Raw genomic sequence first — 14,847 nt, 5'->3', positions numbered from 1 at the left:
TAATTAACTTGCTCAGCGTACAGGTCGGTATATAAGTGATTCCCGAACAGCCGAGGAGATTAGATTTTGTCCGGAATTGATAAGATCCTTTTAGTATTGTTCAATTGTTTTGTTAAAAAAGGTTAAAGGGAGTCAGGAGTAATGAAGGAGCTCATTGATGCGGGCAATCTGCCAAAGCACATCGCCGTTATCATGGACGGTAACGGAAGGTGGGCTCAGAACCAGGGCGCAGCCCGGGTTTTTGGCCACCGCAATGCGATAAAGGCGGTAAGAGAGGTGACAGAAGGTTGTGCGGAATTGGGTGTTTCATACCTCACGCTCTATGCATTTTCTACTGAAAACTGGGCTCGTCCCGAGTTTGAGGTCAGAGCATTAATGGAGCTGCTCGTACAGTCAATCAGGAACGAGCTGCCTACGATGCTCAAAAACAATGTTCGGCTGGACACGATCGGAGATACAAAAAGTCTGCCAGGAAGCTGCCAGCGCCAGCTCACAGAGGCGATTGAAGCTACACAGGCAAATACCGGATTGAATCTCATTCTTGCATTGGGTTACAGTGGCAAATGGGACATTACCCAGGCTGCAAAGAAACTGGCCGAAGACGTTAAAAGTGGTATTCTGACACCTAGTGAGATCAATGAAGAAATGCTTTCCAGCAGGCTTGCTACAGGAGCCCGCCCGGAAGTTGACCTGATGTTGCGGACCGGCGGCGACCACCGGATCAGTAACTTCCTGCTATGGCAGCTCGCGTATTCCGAATTGTATTTTTATGAAGATCTTTTTTGGCCTGATTTCCGTCGGGAGCATTTATATGAGGCGATCCTTTCCTTTCAGAACAGGGAAAGGCGGTTCGGAAAAACAGGTGAACAAATTAAAGCGAATAGTGCTAAGTAGAACAATATGAACTTCCCTACCAATTTGAATAAATCACTAGCACATCTGAAAGGTCTTACAGCATTACTGTTGATCTGCTCCTGCGTGTCGGTAAATGCACAGCGCGTAGGCATCGGCGCAACCAACCGCCCGGCAGCGCCCGCAGCAAACAGTGTAATGGACCCGGCTAATCCCAAAGAATATACCATTGCCGAGGTGACCGTATCCGGCACCCAGTTCCTGGATCCCAATTCCATGGTATCTATTTCGGGTTTAAAGCCAGGCGACAAAATCAGGCTTCCCGGACCGGCTATCCCTTCTTCTATTAAAAAAATGATGGATTTCGGTACGCTGGACGATGTAGAAATCCTTTATACCAAAATTCAGGATGACAAGGTTTGGCTGAATATCCATATAAAAGAACGTCCAAGACTCTACAAAGTATCTTTTTCGGGTATTCGCAAGGGAGAAAAAGAGACATTGAATGACAAGGTGAAGCTGATAAAAGGTCGCGTTATTACGCCTACTGTTATCAAGAACACGCAGCTTGTTATCAAGAAATACTATATGGACAAAGGATTTTACTACACCAAAGTAAAGGTGTTGCAAATCCCCGACTCCACACGCGGCCAGGCGACACTGAATTTCACCATTACGAAGGGTAAAAAGGTGAAAATTGAGAAAATCGACATTCAGGGAAATACTGCTGTAAGTGATAAGATCCTGAAAAGGAAAATGAAAGGCACTAAGCAAAAGCGGATCGGAAGGCTTTTCAATCCATCTAAATACATTCCGAAAAAATACGAAGAAGATAAGGAAAAACTGATCGCGTACTATCGCAAGAACGGTTTCCGCGATGCTACGATTGAATTTGATACCATTAGAAACGGCGAAGAAACGATCAGTATCGACCTGAAAATCGACGAGGGGACCAAGTATTACTATCGTGATATTACCTGGTCAGGCAACTATTTATATACATCAAAATACCTGAGTGAGCGTTTAGGTGTGAAGAAAGGCGATGTCTATAATCCTGAGGAACTGGATAAAAAAATCAATGGTATTCCTGGTGGCGATGTAAGCTCCATTTACATGGATGACGGTTACCTGTACTTCCGTATTGAACCGACAGAAAAGGCAGTAGAAGGTGATTCAATCGACGTTGAATTGCGGATGTTTGAAGGTAAGCAGGCTACTATCAACAGAATCCTGCTGAATGGTAACACAAAAACAAGTGACCGCGTGGTTTTGCGTGAGCTATTTACTTTGCCAGGACAGAAATTCAGCAAAACGGAAATCATCAACACGCAGCGTCAGCTTTCGCAGATGGGATATTTCGATCCTGAAAAAATTCAGATCAATCCTATTCCGAATCAGGCAGATGGTACTGTTGATATCGAGTATACTGTTGAAGAAAAACCTTCTGACCAGATTGAGCTTTCTGGTGGTTGGGGAGGATACATTGGTTTTGTAGGTACACTTGGTTTGGTGTTCAATAACTTTTCTATCAAAAATATCCCGAACCGTGAAACCTGGCGGCCGCTTCCTTCCGGTGACGGACAGAAACTTTCACTTCGCTTTCAGGCAAACGGACGCCAGTACCAGACTTACTCGATGTCATTCAGCGAGCCTTGGCTTGGAGGTAAAAAGCCGATCAACTTCGGTGTATCGTTCCAGCGTACTGTTTATCGTTTAACAGACCTTAGTTCTATTTATGGAAACAGAGGTTTGAGTGGCGGAAACAGGACGATAGATTACCGGGGCGGGTACTTCAACAACGGTGTAACTGTATCACTGGGACGTCGCTTGAAAGAGCCGGATCGCAATCTTGTGATGACGCACTCGCTATCCTACCAGCGATACCGCCTGGATAGTCTGGATATTTTCGGGGTAGGTTATAGTACCGGTAACTCCAACAATATTTCATTTAACACTACGATTTCAAGAAATACGCTCAGCGACTTCCAATTTCCGAGAAGCGGTAGTAACATTTCTTTGAGTGGGACTTTCACACCACCTTACTCAGCTTTCCGGAAAAGAGAATTCACCGACAAGACAGATTCTTACCGCTGGGTTGAATACCACAAATGGATGTTTGATGCGAGCTATTACGCTACCATCGTAGGCAAGCTGGTATTAAGTACCCGCGCACACATGGGTTTCCTGGGTAACTACGACGGATCCAATGTGTATAGCCCGTTTGGTCGCTTTATAGTTGGTGGGTCCGGTTTAGCTGGTCAGGGTACATTCTCATTAGCGGATCAGGATATCATCGGTCTCCGGGGTTACCAGGATCAGAAAGTTGGGCCTATTTCGGAATCCGGTCGTCCGGCTTCTGGTGGCGGGGTGGTCTACAACAAATACGTAATGGAGCTTCGTTATCCGGTCTCACTTAATCCGCAGGCAACTATTTTTATCCTTGGTTTTGCGGAAGGCGGTAACAACTGGGGCACTTATAAAGAGTTTAACCCATTTGACCTGAAACGTTCGGCTGGTGTCGGTGCAAGGATCTTCATGCCGGCATTCGGATTGCTGGGTATTGACTGGGGTTACGGGTTTGACAGGATACAAGGTAGGTCAAAACCTAGCGGGGCTCAGTTCCATTTTACAATCGGGCAGCAAATCAGATAATATTCCCGCGGGAGTTTCGTTAAGAAGTTTGCAAATTATTAGCAGCTTGGCATGAAGAAGTTTTTTATTTTACTAGTTTTGTCCATTCTATACACGTCAGTGGCTAATGCTCAAAAGATTGGGTACACGGACATGGAGTTCATTACAAGTAAGATGCCCGAGTATCAGGCTGCACAAGCGGAGATGAAAAAGTTCTCCGAGAAATGGGCAAAGGAAATTCAGGACAAATTTGGCGAGATTGACCGGATGCAGCGCGCTTATATGGCCGAAGAGATTTTGTTAACCGAGGAGCTAAAAAGAAAGCGGCTAAGCGAAATCAAGGAGAAAGAATTAGAAGCGGGCGAGTACAACAGCAAGATCTTCGGAATGGACGGAATGATGTTCCAGAAGAAGAAAGAACTCATGAAGCCGGTACTTGAAAAAGTGCAGCGGGCCGTAACCAAAGTTTGCAGCCAACGCCGTCTTGACTTTATGTTTGACAAATCCAGCGACGTCGGAATGCTTTATACCAATCCTAAGCACGACTATTCCGATTACGTAATGGAAGAATTGGGAATTGATCCAAAAGCTAATAAAGCAGCAATCGCCGACAAACCCGGGCAACCAGCCAATCAGCCTACAAATAGCTCACCAAAACAAAAGAGTACAACCAGTAAACTTAAATAAGTAACAAGCAATGAAACAAAAATTGATGGCTTTTCTGGTCGTAATGACCTTAATCACCACCCCTCTGTTAGCTCAAACAACCCCTGCAAGCGGACTTTCTAAAATAGGCTATACCAATGTTGATTATATTCTTGGTAAACTGCCCGAAAGTAAGGTAATGCAAAATCAACTTGAAGTAACCAAAGCGCAACTTGACAAAGCGCTGGGAGAAACATATAAAGAGGCGCAGGACAAGTATGAGGCTTATCAGAAAAACGGGGCCAATATGACTGACGTGATTCGTGCAGATAAAGAAAAAGAATTGCAGAACCTGCAAACACGTATTCAGGAAATGCAGAACAATGCACAGACTTCGCTGCAAACAAAGCAACAACAATTGCTGGAACCAATCCTGACCAAAATCAACAATGCGATCCAGGAAGTAGGTAAGGAAAATGGGTTTCTCTACATCCTGAATATGGATGCAGGTCCAGGCTCAACTCCTATCATATTGTTCACCGCTACTGAGGAGAACAATGCGACTCCTTTGATCCTGAAAAAACTGGGTGTTGATCCTGACAAGGCCGAAGCTGCACCTGCTGCTGCTACACCGGCTGCAACTACGCCAGCGAAGCCAGCTACAACCGCACCGGCAGCGACTCCTAAGAAAAAATAAGGAAGCGTTATTGAACTTAAAAAACCGGAGAGCAGTCTTTCAGAAGATTGCTCTCCGGTTTTTTAGTGCCCTACAATCAGGAGTTTCGGGGAGTGCGCTTGCTTTTTTTATAATGCAACATTCGAGTTAATATTTAAAAAGTGCAAACTAGATTTAATTCCACGATTCTAAATCGAAGCATTTCATTTTTGTAAGCTTTCACAGGGCTTTCTATACGGGATTTGCTAGTTTTGCGTTTAGTCTCATGTTCTTCCAGGCAAAGAATAAATTATATTTTTGAAGTTATGCTCATAAAAGATATTCATAAAATACTGATACTTCTGACAGCTATTTTACTGTTTTCAAAGGTGCAGGGGCAGGATAATATGAAGAGTACTTCAGGCAGTCCGCTCCAGATTGTATTCCCTGTGGAATCGGAATGGAATGTTCTTTATGAAGGCAAAGAGATCAATTTTCATTTACAGACAAAAGGTGGCAAGAGTGACTCGGTGAGATACACGATCACCAGTGGCCTGGCAAAAGAAATGAAGTTCGACTCGCTCGGGCATTTCGTCTGGACTCCCAGCTACGATATCGCTGACCGGATCAATACCACCAAATCTTTTCCAGTAGTGTTTGAAGCGCAGAGTACAGCGGGAGAGAGCGTTTCCAGGGAAGTAGTGTTCAAAGTCAATCACGTTAACCGCCCGCCGCAGATTGATGAGCTACAACCGTTTTATGTGCAGTACAAGACGCAGAACGTTTACAAAATAGATATGGGTTCTGTGCGCGACCCCGATGGGGATCCGATTGTCTTTGTACCCGTTTTGGAACAAATGCCCGAAGGGATGAAGCTCACCGCAGCAGGTGAGATAACCTGGGAGCCTTCGACCGCACAGTTTAATATACTGAAAAAAGGACCGAGGTACATTGATTTCTATGTGGAGGATCAGCCTTCAAAAGCAAGAACGAAGGGACGCCTTAAGCTGGATGTCACCCAAATGGACCTCGCCCCCGATTTTACGATCATACCTCAGAATTCAGTAATCAGAAGTGCAGAGAATAACCGGATCAACCTTAGGTTTACATTATCTGATCCGAACGGTGAAGAAGACATTACTGCATTCAATTTTGTGTCAGAGAACAAGAAAGTACCGGCAGAAGCTCTGGTCAAAAATACTCCTACGAGCTACGAGTTTATCTGGGAGCCTGGTTATGATTTCGTGAAGGATCCACTGGATACAATCGCTTTTAATATCACATTTTACGTGCTGGATAAAGCGCAGAACAAAAAGGAAAGGAGTGTCAGATTTGTGATTAAGAATACGGTTGATGAGAGTCTTCGTGACAATTACGTATATAATCTCTACCGCGGCGCACTTGTGAATGCGTGGGGCTTGCTGGAACAAATGACGGAGAAAGAAGGAGAGCTGAAAAAAGCTTATTCGAGAGCTAAGAAAGGTAAGAGAAGTCGCTCATTACTAAATGCGTCACTGGGCGCGACGACGGGCTTGGCGCCGGTCATTGCGAAAGATAAACCCGAGACGAGGGGATATATAACAACGATAGGCGGCACCACTGTCGCCACTGTGGGTACATTGGAAGCGACAGAAGTAATTGGTAAGTCCGTAAACGGGTTACTTGATCGCTTTAACTATGTTATGCAGAAGAAGAATGAGCTCCAAAACAAGGGGGACGTTTTTGCCCGTGAGTATGGACAAAAGTCAGCCCGGCGCCATCCTGATTTTATTCGCAGGTTAGACGAATTTAAATCATTAATGAACCTAAGCGGGTTGGTAGCCTTAGAGCTTGATGCCAGATGGGAAAATAAGAAAGAGGCGACGGACAATGCTTTGAAAAAAACATTTAAAGATTTCGTGCCTTTGACTAAGGACGAAAATTAATAACAAAAAAGAGAGAATTTAGCTCTCTTTTTTGTTGTTATCGTCTTCATCCAGCCCGCGATTTTCGGTGGGAATCTCGGGAATGTATTCCTGTGCGGGTGTTGTAGTTACTGCCTGAGATAGCTCAGCGTCGTTGTTTCCGGAGATTGTATCGCTTTCGAGCTTCTCGTCCTTTTCATCTTCCGACGTTGTTGAAGCTTGAAAACTTCCCTGGAATATCAGTATGCTGCAAACGCCAATGAAAATACAGGAATCTGCAATATTGAAAATAGGAGTCGAGTAATACTGCCCGCCCCAGACCGGCACCCAGTCAGGAATAAATCCTTCCCAGAAATCGACGAAGATCATATCAATTACTTGCCCGTGGAACCAGGGAGTTGGAGATCCGTAAGGTGCATTTTCGAGAAATACGCCGTAGAAAGTACTGTCGATCACGTTGCCAACTGCACCTGCCAGGATCATAGCCAGTGCCCATAACAAACCCTTCGAAGCTCCTGCACGCGCCAGGTGTATCATATAGCCACCTATTGCAACCATCGCCACCAGACGGAAAAGTGTCAGGAACAATTTTCCGTATTCGTGTCCGAGCTGCATCCCGAATGCCATTCCGGGATTCAGTACATAATGCAATTTCAGCCAGTTTCCGACCAGTGCAATCTGACCTGAGAAGCCGGGATCCATATATTTGTGTACCAGCAGTTTGGAAGCCTGGTCAATAATGATAAGCAGCAAACTGAACAGCAAATAGGGTACCGGATTTCTAGATCGATTCATTCTTTTGGAAAACAAATGGGAATTTCAGGAATGCGAAAGTAATAAGTTACTTATAAAGAACTGATTCCTCTTCTTTTCAATTCACTTTTCACTAACAAAAACTCCCTGCTGCTCTGGCCTGCAATGGAGGTGTTTTCTTCCGCGCGTCGGATCAAATAGGGCAGAACAGCGTCGATAGGCCCGTAGGGAACATACTTCGCAACGTTATAACCAGCTTTTGCCAGATTGTACGATATATTGTCGCTCATCCCGAGCAATTGTGCAAACCAGATCCTATTATCGCTTTTCTCGATGCCAAGCTTGTTCATTTTTGCAGCGCAGTACTGAGAGCTGTATTCATTATGAGTACCCAGGCAAATGGAAATGTGCTCCACGTGTTCCAGGCAGAAGTCGATAGCCAGATTGTAATCTGTGTCTGTGGCTTGTTTGGAAACGTGGATCGGATTAAAATACTCATTTTCCCTTGCACGTAACCGCTCTTTTTCCATATATGCGCCGCGCACAAGCTTCCCGCCGAGCAGATAGCCTTTTTGCCGGGCGGTGAGGTAAGCAGTTTTAAGTTGGTCCAGCGTTTCATGACGATAGAGCTGGTAAGTATTATAAACGATCGTACGCTCGCGGTTGAACTTCTGCATCATCTGATACGTCAGGTCGTCGATCACGCCCTGGATCCAGCTTTCTTCCGCATCGACGAATATCCTTACATTCTTCTCGTGCGCACGGGCACAAAGGCTTTCTACGCGGCCGCGAACCCGCTCGTAAGCAGCTTCCTCCGCCTCGGTCAACTGATCATTCCGCTGGATCTTTTCAAGAAGCTCTGCTGAGGCAACTCCGGTGACTTTGAAAACAGAGAATGGGATAGTTTGAGAGGTTGCTGCCCTGTCAATAGTACGCAGGATTTCGGCTGCAGTTGCATCGAAGCTCGACTCCTTATCTTCGCCCTCAACCGAATAGTCGAGAATGGTACCGATCCCTGATTTTCCGAGCATTGCTATGGTGCGATCACAATCGTTAATTGTCTCGCCTCCACAGAATTGTTCAAAAATGGTAGCCCGGATGAGATTTTTTATAGGTAAGTTTAGTTTTAGTGCAAGCTTTATAAAAAAAGTGCCTAAATTTACCACTCGAGCCTGATTCATGAGGCTGAATAGCCAGTATGTTTTCCGCAGTTCAGCGTCAGATTTAGAGGCAAAAGCGACGGAAGTATCTTCAAAAAATACAGGTATTTGGTTTATCGGTGAAGAATCTGCCATTTTAAGTACACGTTTTCTCTACTGAATGCATAAGTAAAACACAGTAAGAAAGTTGTGTTCATTAAGAAGTTATTTGACTTTTATGGCATCAAATGTACGTCAATCCCGGAAATACGCATGAACTACCGGGTCAAAATATTGCAATTATCTATTTTACTAAGGACAAGTTTTTGAATATGAATGCTTCTTTAGACATCCTTCCGCTGAGCAGTTGGATCAATACCGAGGGAAAACCTTTGGTAATCGCAGGGCCTTGCAGTGCAGAAACGGAGGACCAAATGTTAGAAACCGCAAGCCAGATTAAAGAGGAAGGCTTTGCGCATGTGATCCGTGCGGGGATCTGGAAACCAAGAACCCGCCCTGGCAGCTTTGAAGGGATGGGAGAGGCAGCACTGCCCTGGTTGCAGGCGGTAAAAAAAGAAACAGGAATGCCTGTTGCAGTGGAGGTCGCTACTCCGCAGCATATCGAACTGGCATTGAAATATGGCGTTGATATTCTTTGGGTAGGCGCTCGTACTACGGTAAACCCGTTTAACGTTCAGGAACTCGCTGACGCATTGAAAGGTATCGATGTACCTGTACTCGTAAAAAACCCCGTTAACCCTGACTTACAGCTTTGGATAGGCGCTCTCGAGCGTTTGAACCAGGCAGGTGTAAAGAAATTGGGTGCGATCCACAGAGGTTTCTCGAATGCACAAGAGACTAAGTTCCGGAATTCACCAATGTGGAATATCGCGATCGAGCTGAAAACACTTTTCCCTGAGTTGCCCGTAATCGGTGACCCTAGCCACATGGCAGGTAAACGTGCTTACCTGTATGAATTGGCACAGCGCGCGCTTGACTTGCATTACGATGGTCTGATCATCGAATCACACCGTGACCCGGACAAAGCCTGGTCCGACGCTTCTCAGCAGTTAACTCCTGCAGCTTTGGGCCAGATGCTGCACGATCTGCATGTTCGTAAAGAATCTTACGGCAGCGATTATGCATCACAATTAGAAATTATCCGCGGCAAAATCGATCATTTGGATCGTGAAATGCTGGAAACTCTGGCGCAGAGAATGGCATTAGTTGAAAAGCTGGCTGAATACAAACGTGATAACAACGTAGCTGCTTACCAGGTTGACCGTTTCCGTGAAGTATTGGAAACACGTGCTGGCTGGGGCAAGAGCATGAACCTGTATCCTAATCTGGTAGACGAATTGTTTAAACTGGTACACATGGAATCTATCCGGAAGCAAACGGAAGTGATGAACCAGGTGAGCGCCTAGGCATTAATAATATTTCAAATGAAGGCTGTTCGGTAATCGGGCAGCCTTTTTTGTTGCATCAAAGCTTACTTTCCTGTAAAACCCGCTTGATTTCTGCTGCCCAAAGCCGATAAGCCTGCGCGTTTAAATGCGTTTTGTCGACAGCAAACGCTGGTTTCAACCCTGTTGTATCCGAGATTTTTGCATTAAGATCGATGTAGGTAATGCTATGTTTCTGACAGTAATCAACCAGGAACCTGTTTAATGCAATCACTTCTGCCTTACTGATCGGATCGTTCTGTTCGAAAGGCGTGAGGGTAACAACAGGTTTGATGTTGTTTTTAACCAAGATATCAAGCAGGCTTTTGAAGTTCGCCTGGATCTTTTCCTGTGAAACCCCGACCGTGATATCATTGATCCCACCTTCCAGAAAGCAGATCTCAGGCTTTAAATCTACAACGTGTGTTTGTATTAATTGAAGGAAATGGTAAGTACAAAGGCCGGGAAGTCCATTGTTCATCACGTCGGTCCGGCCGAGCAGCTCTACCCATTTTCCCTGTGCAGTAAGGGAGTTGCCATACATCACGATCGTCGGATTGCCTTTGATGCTTACAAACCTTTGAAGGATCTTATCCCTGTAAATAATCGCAAAAGCCAGTATCAATGCGATCAGGACGAAATTGAGCAGGAGCGAGGCAACAAGGAGCTTTCTAGTTTTCATACGCCAGTCCGGAAATGCTAGTAGGCGTGCTCACCGAGATTGAAACACCTTCTGCAACGTGCTTCGTAATGGTCTGTTTCACCCAGCAATACCCGTGCATCTGAGGCAGTAAGTCGGTAAGAATGCGAGGCAACTTCGCCGCAGACCATGCATATCGCGTGCACTTTGGTGACATATTCCGCAGTCGCCATCAATTGCGGCATACAACCAAATGGTTTTCCCATGTAATCCATATCGAGTCCGGCAATAATTACCCGTTTCCCGGAATCAGCCAGATCGTTGCAAACCTGCACGATTGCTTCGTCAAAAAATTGAGCCTCATCAAGGCCCACTACCTCGCAATTCTGCGCCAAACCCATTATTTCAAGTGAAGATTTGACCGGGGTAGAACGGATCGAATTATCATTATGAGAAACAATGTTCTCTTCGTGGTAGCGTTTATCCAGTGCCGGTTTGAAAATCTGTATTCTCTGGCGCGCTATTTTTGCTCTGTTCAGTCTCCGGATTAACTCTTCCGTTTTCCCGGAGAACATCGAGCCGCAGATCACCTCGATCCAACCGGTTTTTGGGTCTTGATCTTCTCTTTTATGGGATGGTTCTACAAACATCTTTGGTGTCGGATTGACCTTCTTAAGAGTCAATTTTAATTATATTTACAAAGCAAACATATTTTTGTTAAACACGACCGTTATCAAAAGCTCATATTCGTTATGCCGGATAATTTGAATTCAAACGCACTCAACCAATACGCCACCCGGTTTACTACAACTGTTCTGAATGATGTTTACAGAGCTCAGGATGTGATAAATGGCGCAGGTTTATTGAAGCTCACTCCGGTACGTCAAGTCAATCTGGGAATACTTAACCGGTTGTTCGAAGCATGGAAAAGCAATGCAGAATCATTTCGCAGTCCGTATTTCGATTTTTCCCATGAAGATGTGAAAAGGGCATTGGAAGATTTCATGAATACCGCTTCCCAGCATATTGCGGTAAAGCGTGCAAACCTTGAACCGTTGCTCTCGGAATCTGTGAAGGATTCTATCCGGCTGCTGCTTGCACCTGCTGATTATTTTGAAGGTAAGATCCGCTCAACACCCGACGCGGAATTTACACACGAAAAAGCCGAACAGCTGCTCAAATACACACACATTCACCGTGGTATTGCAGAAGCAATGCTGGACAGGCTTAAAGACAGCGGCTCCGAGTCGGTATACCAGACGCAGGCAGTAAGTTGGCTGTATGAATTAAAGGATAATGCAGATCTTCTGGACGATACGGACGAGCATTTACAGCTGTTTTCCGATGTATTTCCAGTTAACATCAATGAAATACGCATTCAGGAGGTCAGCAAACCTGTAAGTACCAAACAGGAGCCAAAATCCTTCTTTGACTCTGCATTCAGCGAGCTGGAACCAACCGGTGTAAAACCTGGCCCGGCTCGCGCTGAGCCCGTTTCCGTTGTTTTGGGAGATATTGTTGCAAAATCCCAAACTGTCGAAAAGGATTCATTAAACAACCGTTTCAAGGTGGATATTCCACAGCCGACGGAGGATAAATCCTACGGGAGCGTTCCTTTTCGTGTCGAAAGCATTGCCAGTGCGATTCCGTTAGGTCAGCGGTTCATGTTTGTAAATCAGCTTTTTAACAAAAACAGCGAGCATTTCGACAAAGCTATTTATGAGCTCGATGCAGTTAAAAGTTTTGAGGAGGCAGAGAACTTGATCTGGCACAGGTATGCTTCCAAATATGCCTGGGATGTAAATGGGGAAGCAGTAACTGCATTGCTGGCAATCGTAAAAAGAAAATTCGCCTGATAATTCAGTATTTGAAATATCGAAAGCTTCCGAAGTTCAACTTCGGGAGCTTTCCTGTTTATTTACCAATTGTAAAAACAGGCGCCTGGCCTCCTGTAGTGCAGCAAGGTCCAGGTTAATGGATTGCTGTTTTTCAATGGCGAAATCAACGAGCTTTTCTGTAGGCATATTGCCCACCAGCTCGTCCTGTGCCATCGGGCAGCCGCCATATCCTAGCAGCGCGCCGTCAAACCGGGTGCACCCGGCGGCGTAGGCAGCTTCCACTTTCTGGCGCCATTCCGCAGGTTTGGTATGAAAATGAGCGCCAAATTCCAGGGAAGGATAGCGCGGGATCAGTTCCGAGAAAAGCGAGGTAATTGCGTCTGTACCGGCAACCCCCACCGTATCGGATAATGAAAAAGTTTTCACCCCCAGCTCTGCCAATTTACTAACCCATTCGGTCACAATGCCTGGCTCCCAGGGATCTCCGTACGGATTTCCGAAGCCCATTGAAATATATATCACCACTTCCTTCTCACTTCTGAATGCAAGCTCACAGATAGTACGTACTCTTTCGAGGGAATCGGCGATTGTCGCATTGGTGTTGCGGCGCTGGAAAGTTTCAGAAATGGAGAATGGAAACCCGAGATAACTGATTTGTGTAAAACCGCAGGCTTCTTCCGCGCCTCTTTCATTCGCCACAATTGCCAGCAACTTCGATTTCGAAGAGGAGATATCAAGCTGGTCCAGCAGAAGTGCCGTATCACTTACCTGCGGCATTGCTTTCGCAGAAACAAAACTCCCAAAATCAATCGTATCAAATCCAACTTTCAACAATTGATTGAGGTACTCAACCTTTCGCTGCGTCGGAATGAATGGACGATAACCTTGCCAGGCATCGCGGGGACATTCGATTAGTTTCAATAGTTCAATGAGTGAATGATTGAATGAGTGAATGATTGAATAAGGGAAGAAGGGGAAGAAAGGGAGGAAGGGGGCTGTTCGATATTTCTCCCTTTACTCCATTCTCCCTTTCTTTACATCAAAATCGGAGCGAGATCGGCTTCGTTTTCTTTTAGCCAGGCGGCGATTTCCTCTACTATCTGGCGGATACCGATTTCGGGTTTCCAGCCGGTTAATGCGGTAACTTTGGTATTGTCGGTGACGTACAAACGAATATCAGCAGTGCGGTTTTCTGGTACTACTTTGATGGGGATCGTTTTGCCTGTGACTTCCTGACAAACTTTCGTCAGTTCCTGCAACGAGGCGCTGCTTTCCAGGCCACCGCCTGCATTCAGGATCTCTCCATTAACCTTGTCGAGATTGTGCAGTTGCCAGTCGATCAGCCTATAAAGGTCAGCCACGTGCAGCATATCGCGGATCTGCTTGCCGGTACCGCCATAACCAAAATAGCCCAGCTGCTGCTCAAAGTAGTGTTTTGCAATCCACAACACCATTACGCCCTGATCAACCTTGCCCATTTGCCACGGACCGGTGATAACCCCGCAGCGATTGATCACTGTTTTGAGGTTGTAAAATTCATTGTATTCCTGAATAATCAGCTCGGAAGCCAGCTTTGTAGTTCCATACAAAGAGCGTGCGCCATTCAATGGAAAATCCTCGGCAATACCCTTTGACGATACTCCAGGAACAGGCTGCTCATCAGACAATGCAAACCTCGTTTCTTCCTCCACAAAATTCAGCGTCTCGATGGTTTTGATCGGATATACCCGGCTGGTCGAAAGGAAAATAAAGCCCGCTTTGTGCTTCAATGCATAATTGAGGCAATTAACAGTACCAACCAGATTGGTGTTGATGAGGTAATCAGGCGTTCCGTCCAGTCCAGCGAGTACCGAAGGTTCGGCTGAGGCTTCTATCACGGTGTCCACTGCGGGAATGGTGTCGAAGTCCTCCTTGTTGCGTATATCGCCATGGACGAATTCAACTCCGTGCTTTTTCAAGCGGCTGATATTCAGTTCTGATCCCCGGCGTTTCAGGTTATCGAGCGCAAATACTTCGTAATGCGGATAATTCATTTTCAAAGAAATGGCCAGCGACGATCCGACAAAGCCTGCTCCTCCGGTAATTAAGATTTTCATAAAGTGTTTTTAAATTGGGAAGAATGTGTGGATTCAGATAAGACCAAAGTTAGGACATTCCAGAAAAACGGTCAGCAAGCTGACTTAGATTTCTATGGAAATAGGCATGCTGCGCAGCTAAATGCCGGATAATAAATAAATTCCGGTTCAATGAAGTATGTAACTTCTGACAACTTCTTTGGAGTACATACCATTCGAAGCGCAGCAATTACACAACTTTTTATAGTATTATTATAAAAAAATTTCGTG

The 14,847-nt window shown here is 45.4% G+C and carries 13 protein-coding genes; 7 read left to right on the top strand and 6 right to left on the bottom strand.

Annotation, left to right across the window (positions count from 1 at the left end):
* Nucleotides 1–141: 141 nt before the first annotated feature.
* From uppS to Q369_RS0115480, 5 genes are all read left to right on the top strand, one after another.
* Nucleotides 142–894 carry an undecaprenyl pyrophosphate synthase gene (gene uppS, locus Q369_RS0115500; protein ID WP_031528712.1) on the top strand — a complete coding sequence of 251 codons (753 nt, stop codon included), beginning with the start codon at nucleotides 142–144 and terminating at the stop codon, nucleotides 892–894.
* A gap of 6 nt (nucleotides 895–900) precedes the next feature.
* Nucleotides 901–3,504, top strand: coding sequence for an outer membrane protein assembly factor BamA (gene bamA / locus Q369_RS0115495; RefSeq protein ID WP_051664087.1), 2,604 nt, complete (start codon nucleotides 901–903; stop codon nucleotides 3,502–3,504).
* 51 nt (nucleotides 3,505–3,555) lie between these two features.
* Nucleotides 3,556–4,170: an OmpH/Skp family outer membrane protein gene (locus Q369_RS0115490; RefSeq protein WP_031528710.1), complete on the top strand. Its 615-nt coding sequence runs from the start codon at nucleotides 3,556–3,558 to the stop codon at nucleotides 4,168–4,170.
* A 10-nt stretch (nucleotides 4,171–4,180) separates the two neighbouring features.
* On the top strand, nucleotides 4,181–4,825 hold the full coding sequence (locus Q369_RS0115485) for an OmpH/Skp family outer membrane protein (RefSeq protein WP_031528709.1): 645 nt from the start codon (nucleotides 4,181–4,183) through the stop codon (nucleotides 4,823–4,825).
* 284 nt (nucleotides 4,826–5,109) lie between these two features.
* The gene (locus tag Q369_RS0115480) at nucleotides 5,110–6,708 is read left to right on the top strand and encodes a hypothetical protein (protein WP_031528708.1); all 1,599 of its coding nucleotides are present in this window, start codon (nucleotides 5,110–5,112) and stop codon (nucleotides 6,706–6,708) included.
* 18 nt (nucleotides 6,709–6,726) lie between these two features.
* Here Q369_RS0115480 and Q369_RS27755 read toward each other — a convergent pair whose 3' ends face one another.
* Together Q369_RS27755 and Q369_RS0115470 are read right to left on the bottom strand one after the other, a co-directional pair.
* On the bottom strand, nucleotides 6,727–7,482 hold the full coding sequence (locus tag Q369_RS27755) for a lipoprotein signal peptidase (RefSeq protein WP_035333518.1): 756 nt from the start codon (nucleotides 7,480–7,482) through the stop codon (nucleotides 6,727–6,729).
* Between the two features lie 50 nt (nucleotides 7,483–7,532).
* The gene (locus Q369_RS0115470; RefSeq protein WP_031528706.1) at nucleotides 7,533–8,735 is read right to left on the bottom strand and encodes a proline dehydrogenase family protein; all 1,203 of its coding nucleotides are present in this window, start codon (nucleotides 8,733–8,735) and stop codon (nucleotides 7,533–7,535) included.
* Nucleotides 8,736–8,911: 176 nt separating this feature from the next.
* Here Q369_RS0115470 and Q369_RS0115465 point away from each other — a divergent pair, with 176 nt between their 5' ends.
* Nucleotides 8,912–10,006, top strand: a complete 1,095-nt coding sequence (locus Q369_RS0115465) for a chorismate mutase (protein WP_031528705.1) — start codon at nucleotides 8,912–8,914, stop codon at nucleotides 10,004–10,006.
* Nucleotides 10,007–10,064: 58 nt separating this feature from the next.
* Here the strand turns inward: Q369_RS0115465 and Q369_RS0115460 are convergent, their stop codons facing one another.
* Nucleotides 10,065–10,706: an SGNH/GDSL hydrolase family protein gene (locus Q369_RS0115460; protein ID WP_031528704.1), complete on the bottom strand. Its 642-nt coding sequence runs from the start codon at nucleotides 10,704–10,706 to the stop codon at nucleotides 10,065–10,067.
* A 17-nt stretch (nucleotides 10,707–10,723) separates the two neighbouring features.
* Nucleotides 10,724–11,314 (bottom strand): thymidine kinase, encoded by a 591-nt coding sequence (locus tag Q369_RS0115455; RefSeq protein WP_031528703.1) that lies wholly within the window; start codon nucleotides 11,312–11,314, stop codon nucleotides 10,724–10,726.
* A gap of 102 nt (nucleotides 11,315–11,416) precedes the next feature.
* On the opposite strand from Q369_RS0115455, the gene Q369_RS0115450 reads away from it, so the two are divergent.
* Nucleotides 11,417–12,520 (top strand): DUF8457 domain-containing protein, encoded by a 1,104-nt coding sequence (locus tag Q369_RS0115450; RefSeq protein ID WP_031528702.1) that lies wholly within the window; start codon nucleotides 11,417–11,419, stop codon nucleotides 12,518–12,520.
* A 36-nt stretch (nucleotides 12,521–12,556) separates the two neighbouring features.
* Here the strand turns inward: Q369_RS0115450 and Q369_RS0115445 are convergent, their stop codons facing one another.
* Both Q369_RS0115445 and Q369_RS0115440 read right to left on the bottom strand, forming a co-directional pair.
* Nucleotides 12,557–13,423, bottom strand: coding sequence for a hydroxymethylglutaryl-CoA lyase (locus tag Q369_RS0115445; RefSeq protein WP_051664086.1), 867 nt, complete (start codon nucleotides 13,421–13,423; stop codon nucleotides 12,557–12,559).
* Between the two features lie 113 nt (nucleotides 13,424–13,536).
* Nucleotides 13,537–14,598 carry an NAD-dependent epimerase/dehydratase family protein gene (locus Q369_RS0115440; RefSeq protein ID WP_031528700.1) on the bottom strand — a complete coding sequence of 354 codons (1,062 nt, stop codon included), beginning with the start codon at nucleotides 14,596–14,598 and terminating at the stop codon, nucleotides 13,537–13,539.
* Nucleotides 14,599–14,847: the final 249 nt, after the last annotated feature.

Source organism: Dyadobacter crusticola DSM 16708 (assembly GCF_000701505.1).
Taxonomy (GTDB): domain Bacteria; phylum Bacteroidota; class Bacteroidia; order Cytophagales; family Spirosomataceae; genus Dyadobacter; species Dyadobacter crusticola.
Note: the sequence above shows the minus strand (reverse complement) of the source record. Positions and strands in the feature narration are given on the sequence as shown.

Coding starts and splice junctions, on each gene's coding strand:
- Q369_RS0115490 (WP_031528710.1), top strand. CDS start 3,556: ATGAAGAAGTTTTTTATTTTACTAGTTTTGTCCATTCTATACACGTCA.
- bamA (WP_051664087.1), top strand. CDS start 901: ATGAACTTCCCTACCAATTTGAATAAATCACTAGCACATCTGAAAGGT.
- Q369_RS0115480 (WP_031528708.1), top strand. CDS start 5,110: ATGCTCATAAAAGATATTCATAAAATACTGATACTTCTGACAGCTATT.
- Q369_RS0115440 (WP_031528700.1), bottom strand. CDS start 14,598: ATGAAAATCTTAATTACCGGAGGAGCAGGCTTTGTCGGATCGTCGCTG.
- Q369_RS0115455 (WP_031528703.1), bottom strand. CDS start 11,314: ATGTTTGTAGAACCATCCCATAAAAGAGAAGATCAAGACCCAAAAACC.
- Q369_RS27755 (WP_035333518.1), bottom strand. CDS start 7,482: ATGAATCGATCTAGAAATCCGGTACCCTATTTGCTGTTCAGTTTGCTG.
- Q369_RS0115465 (WP_031528705.1), top strand. CDS start 8,912: ATGAATGCTTCTTTAGACATCCTTCCGCTGAGCAGTTGGATCAATACC.
- Q369_RS0115460 (WP_031528704.1), bottom strand. CDS start 10,706: ATGAAAACTAGAAAGCTCCTTGTTGCCTCGCTCCTGCTCAATTTCGTC.
- Q369_RS0115485 (WP_031528709.1), top strand. CDS start 4,181: ATGAAACAAAAATTGATGGCTTTTCTGGTCGTAATGACCTTAATCACC.
- uppS (WP_031528712.1), top strand. CDS start 142: ATGAAGGAGCTCATTGATGCGGGCAATCTGCCAAAGCACATCGCCGTT.
- Q369_RS0115470 (WP_031528706.1), bottom strand. CDS start 8,735: ATGGCAGATTCTTCACCGATAAACCAAATACCTGTATTTTTTGAAGAT.
- Q369_RS0115450 (WP_031528702.1), top strand. CDS start 11,417: ATGCCGGATAATTTGAATTCAAACGCACTCAACCAATACGCCACCCGG.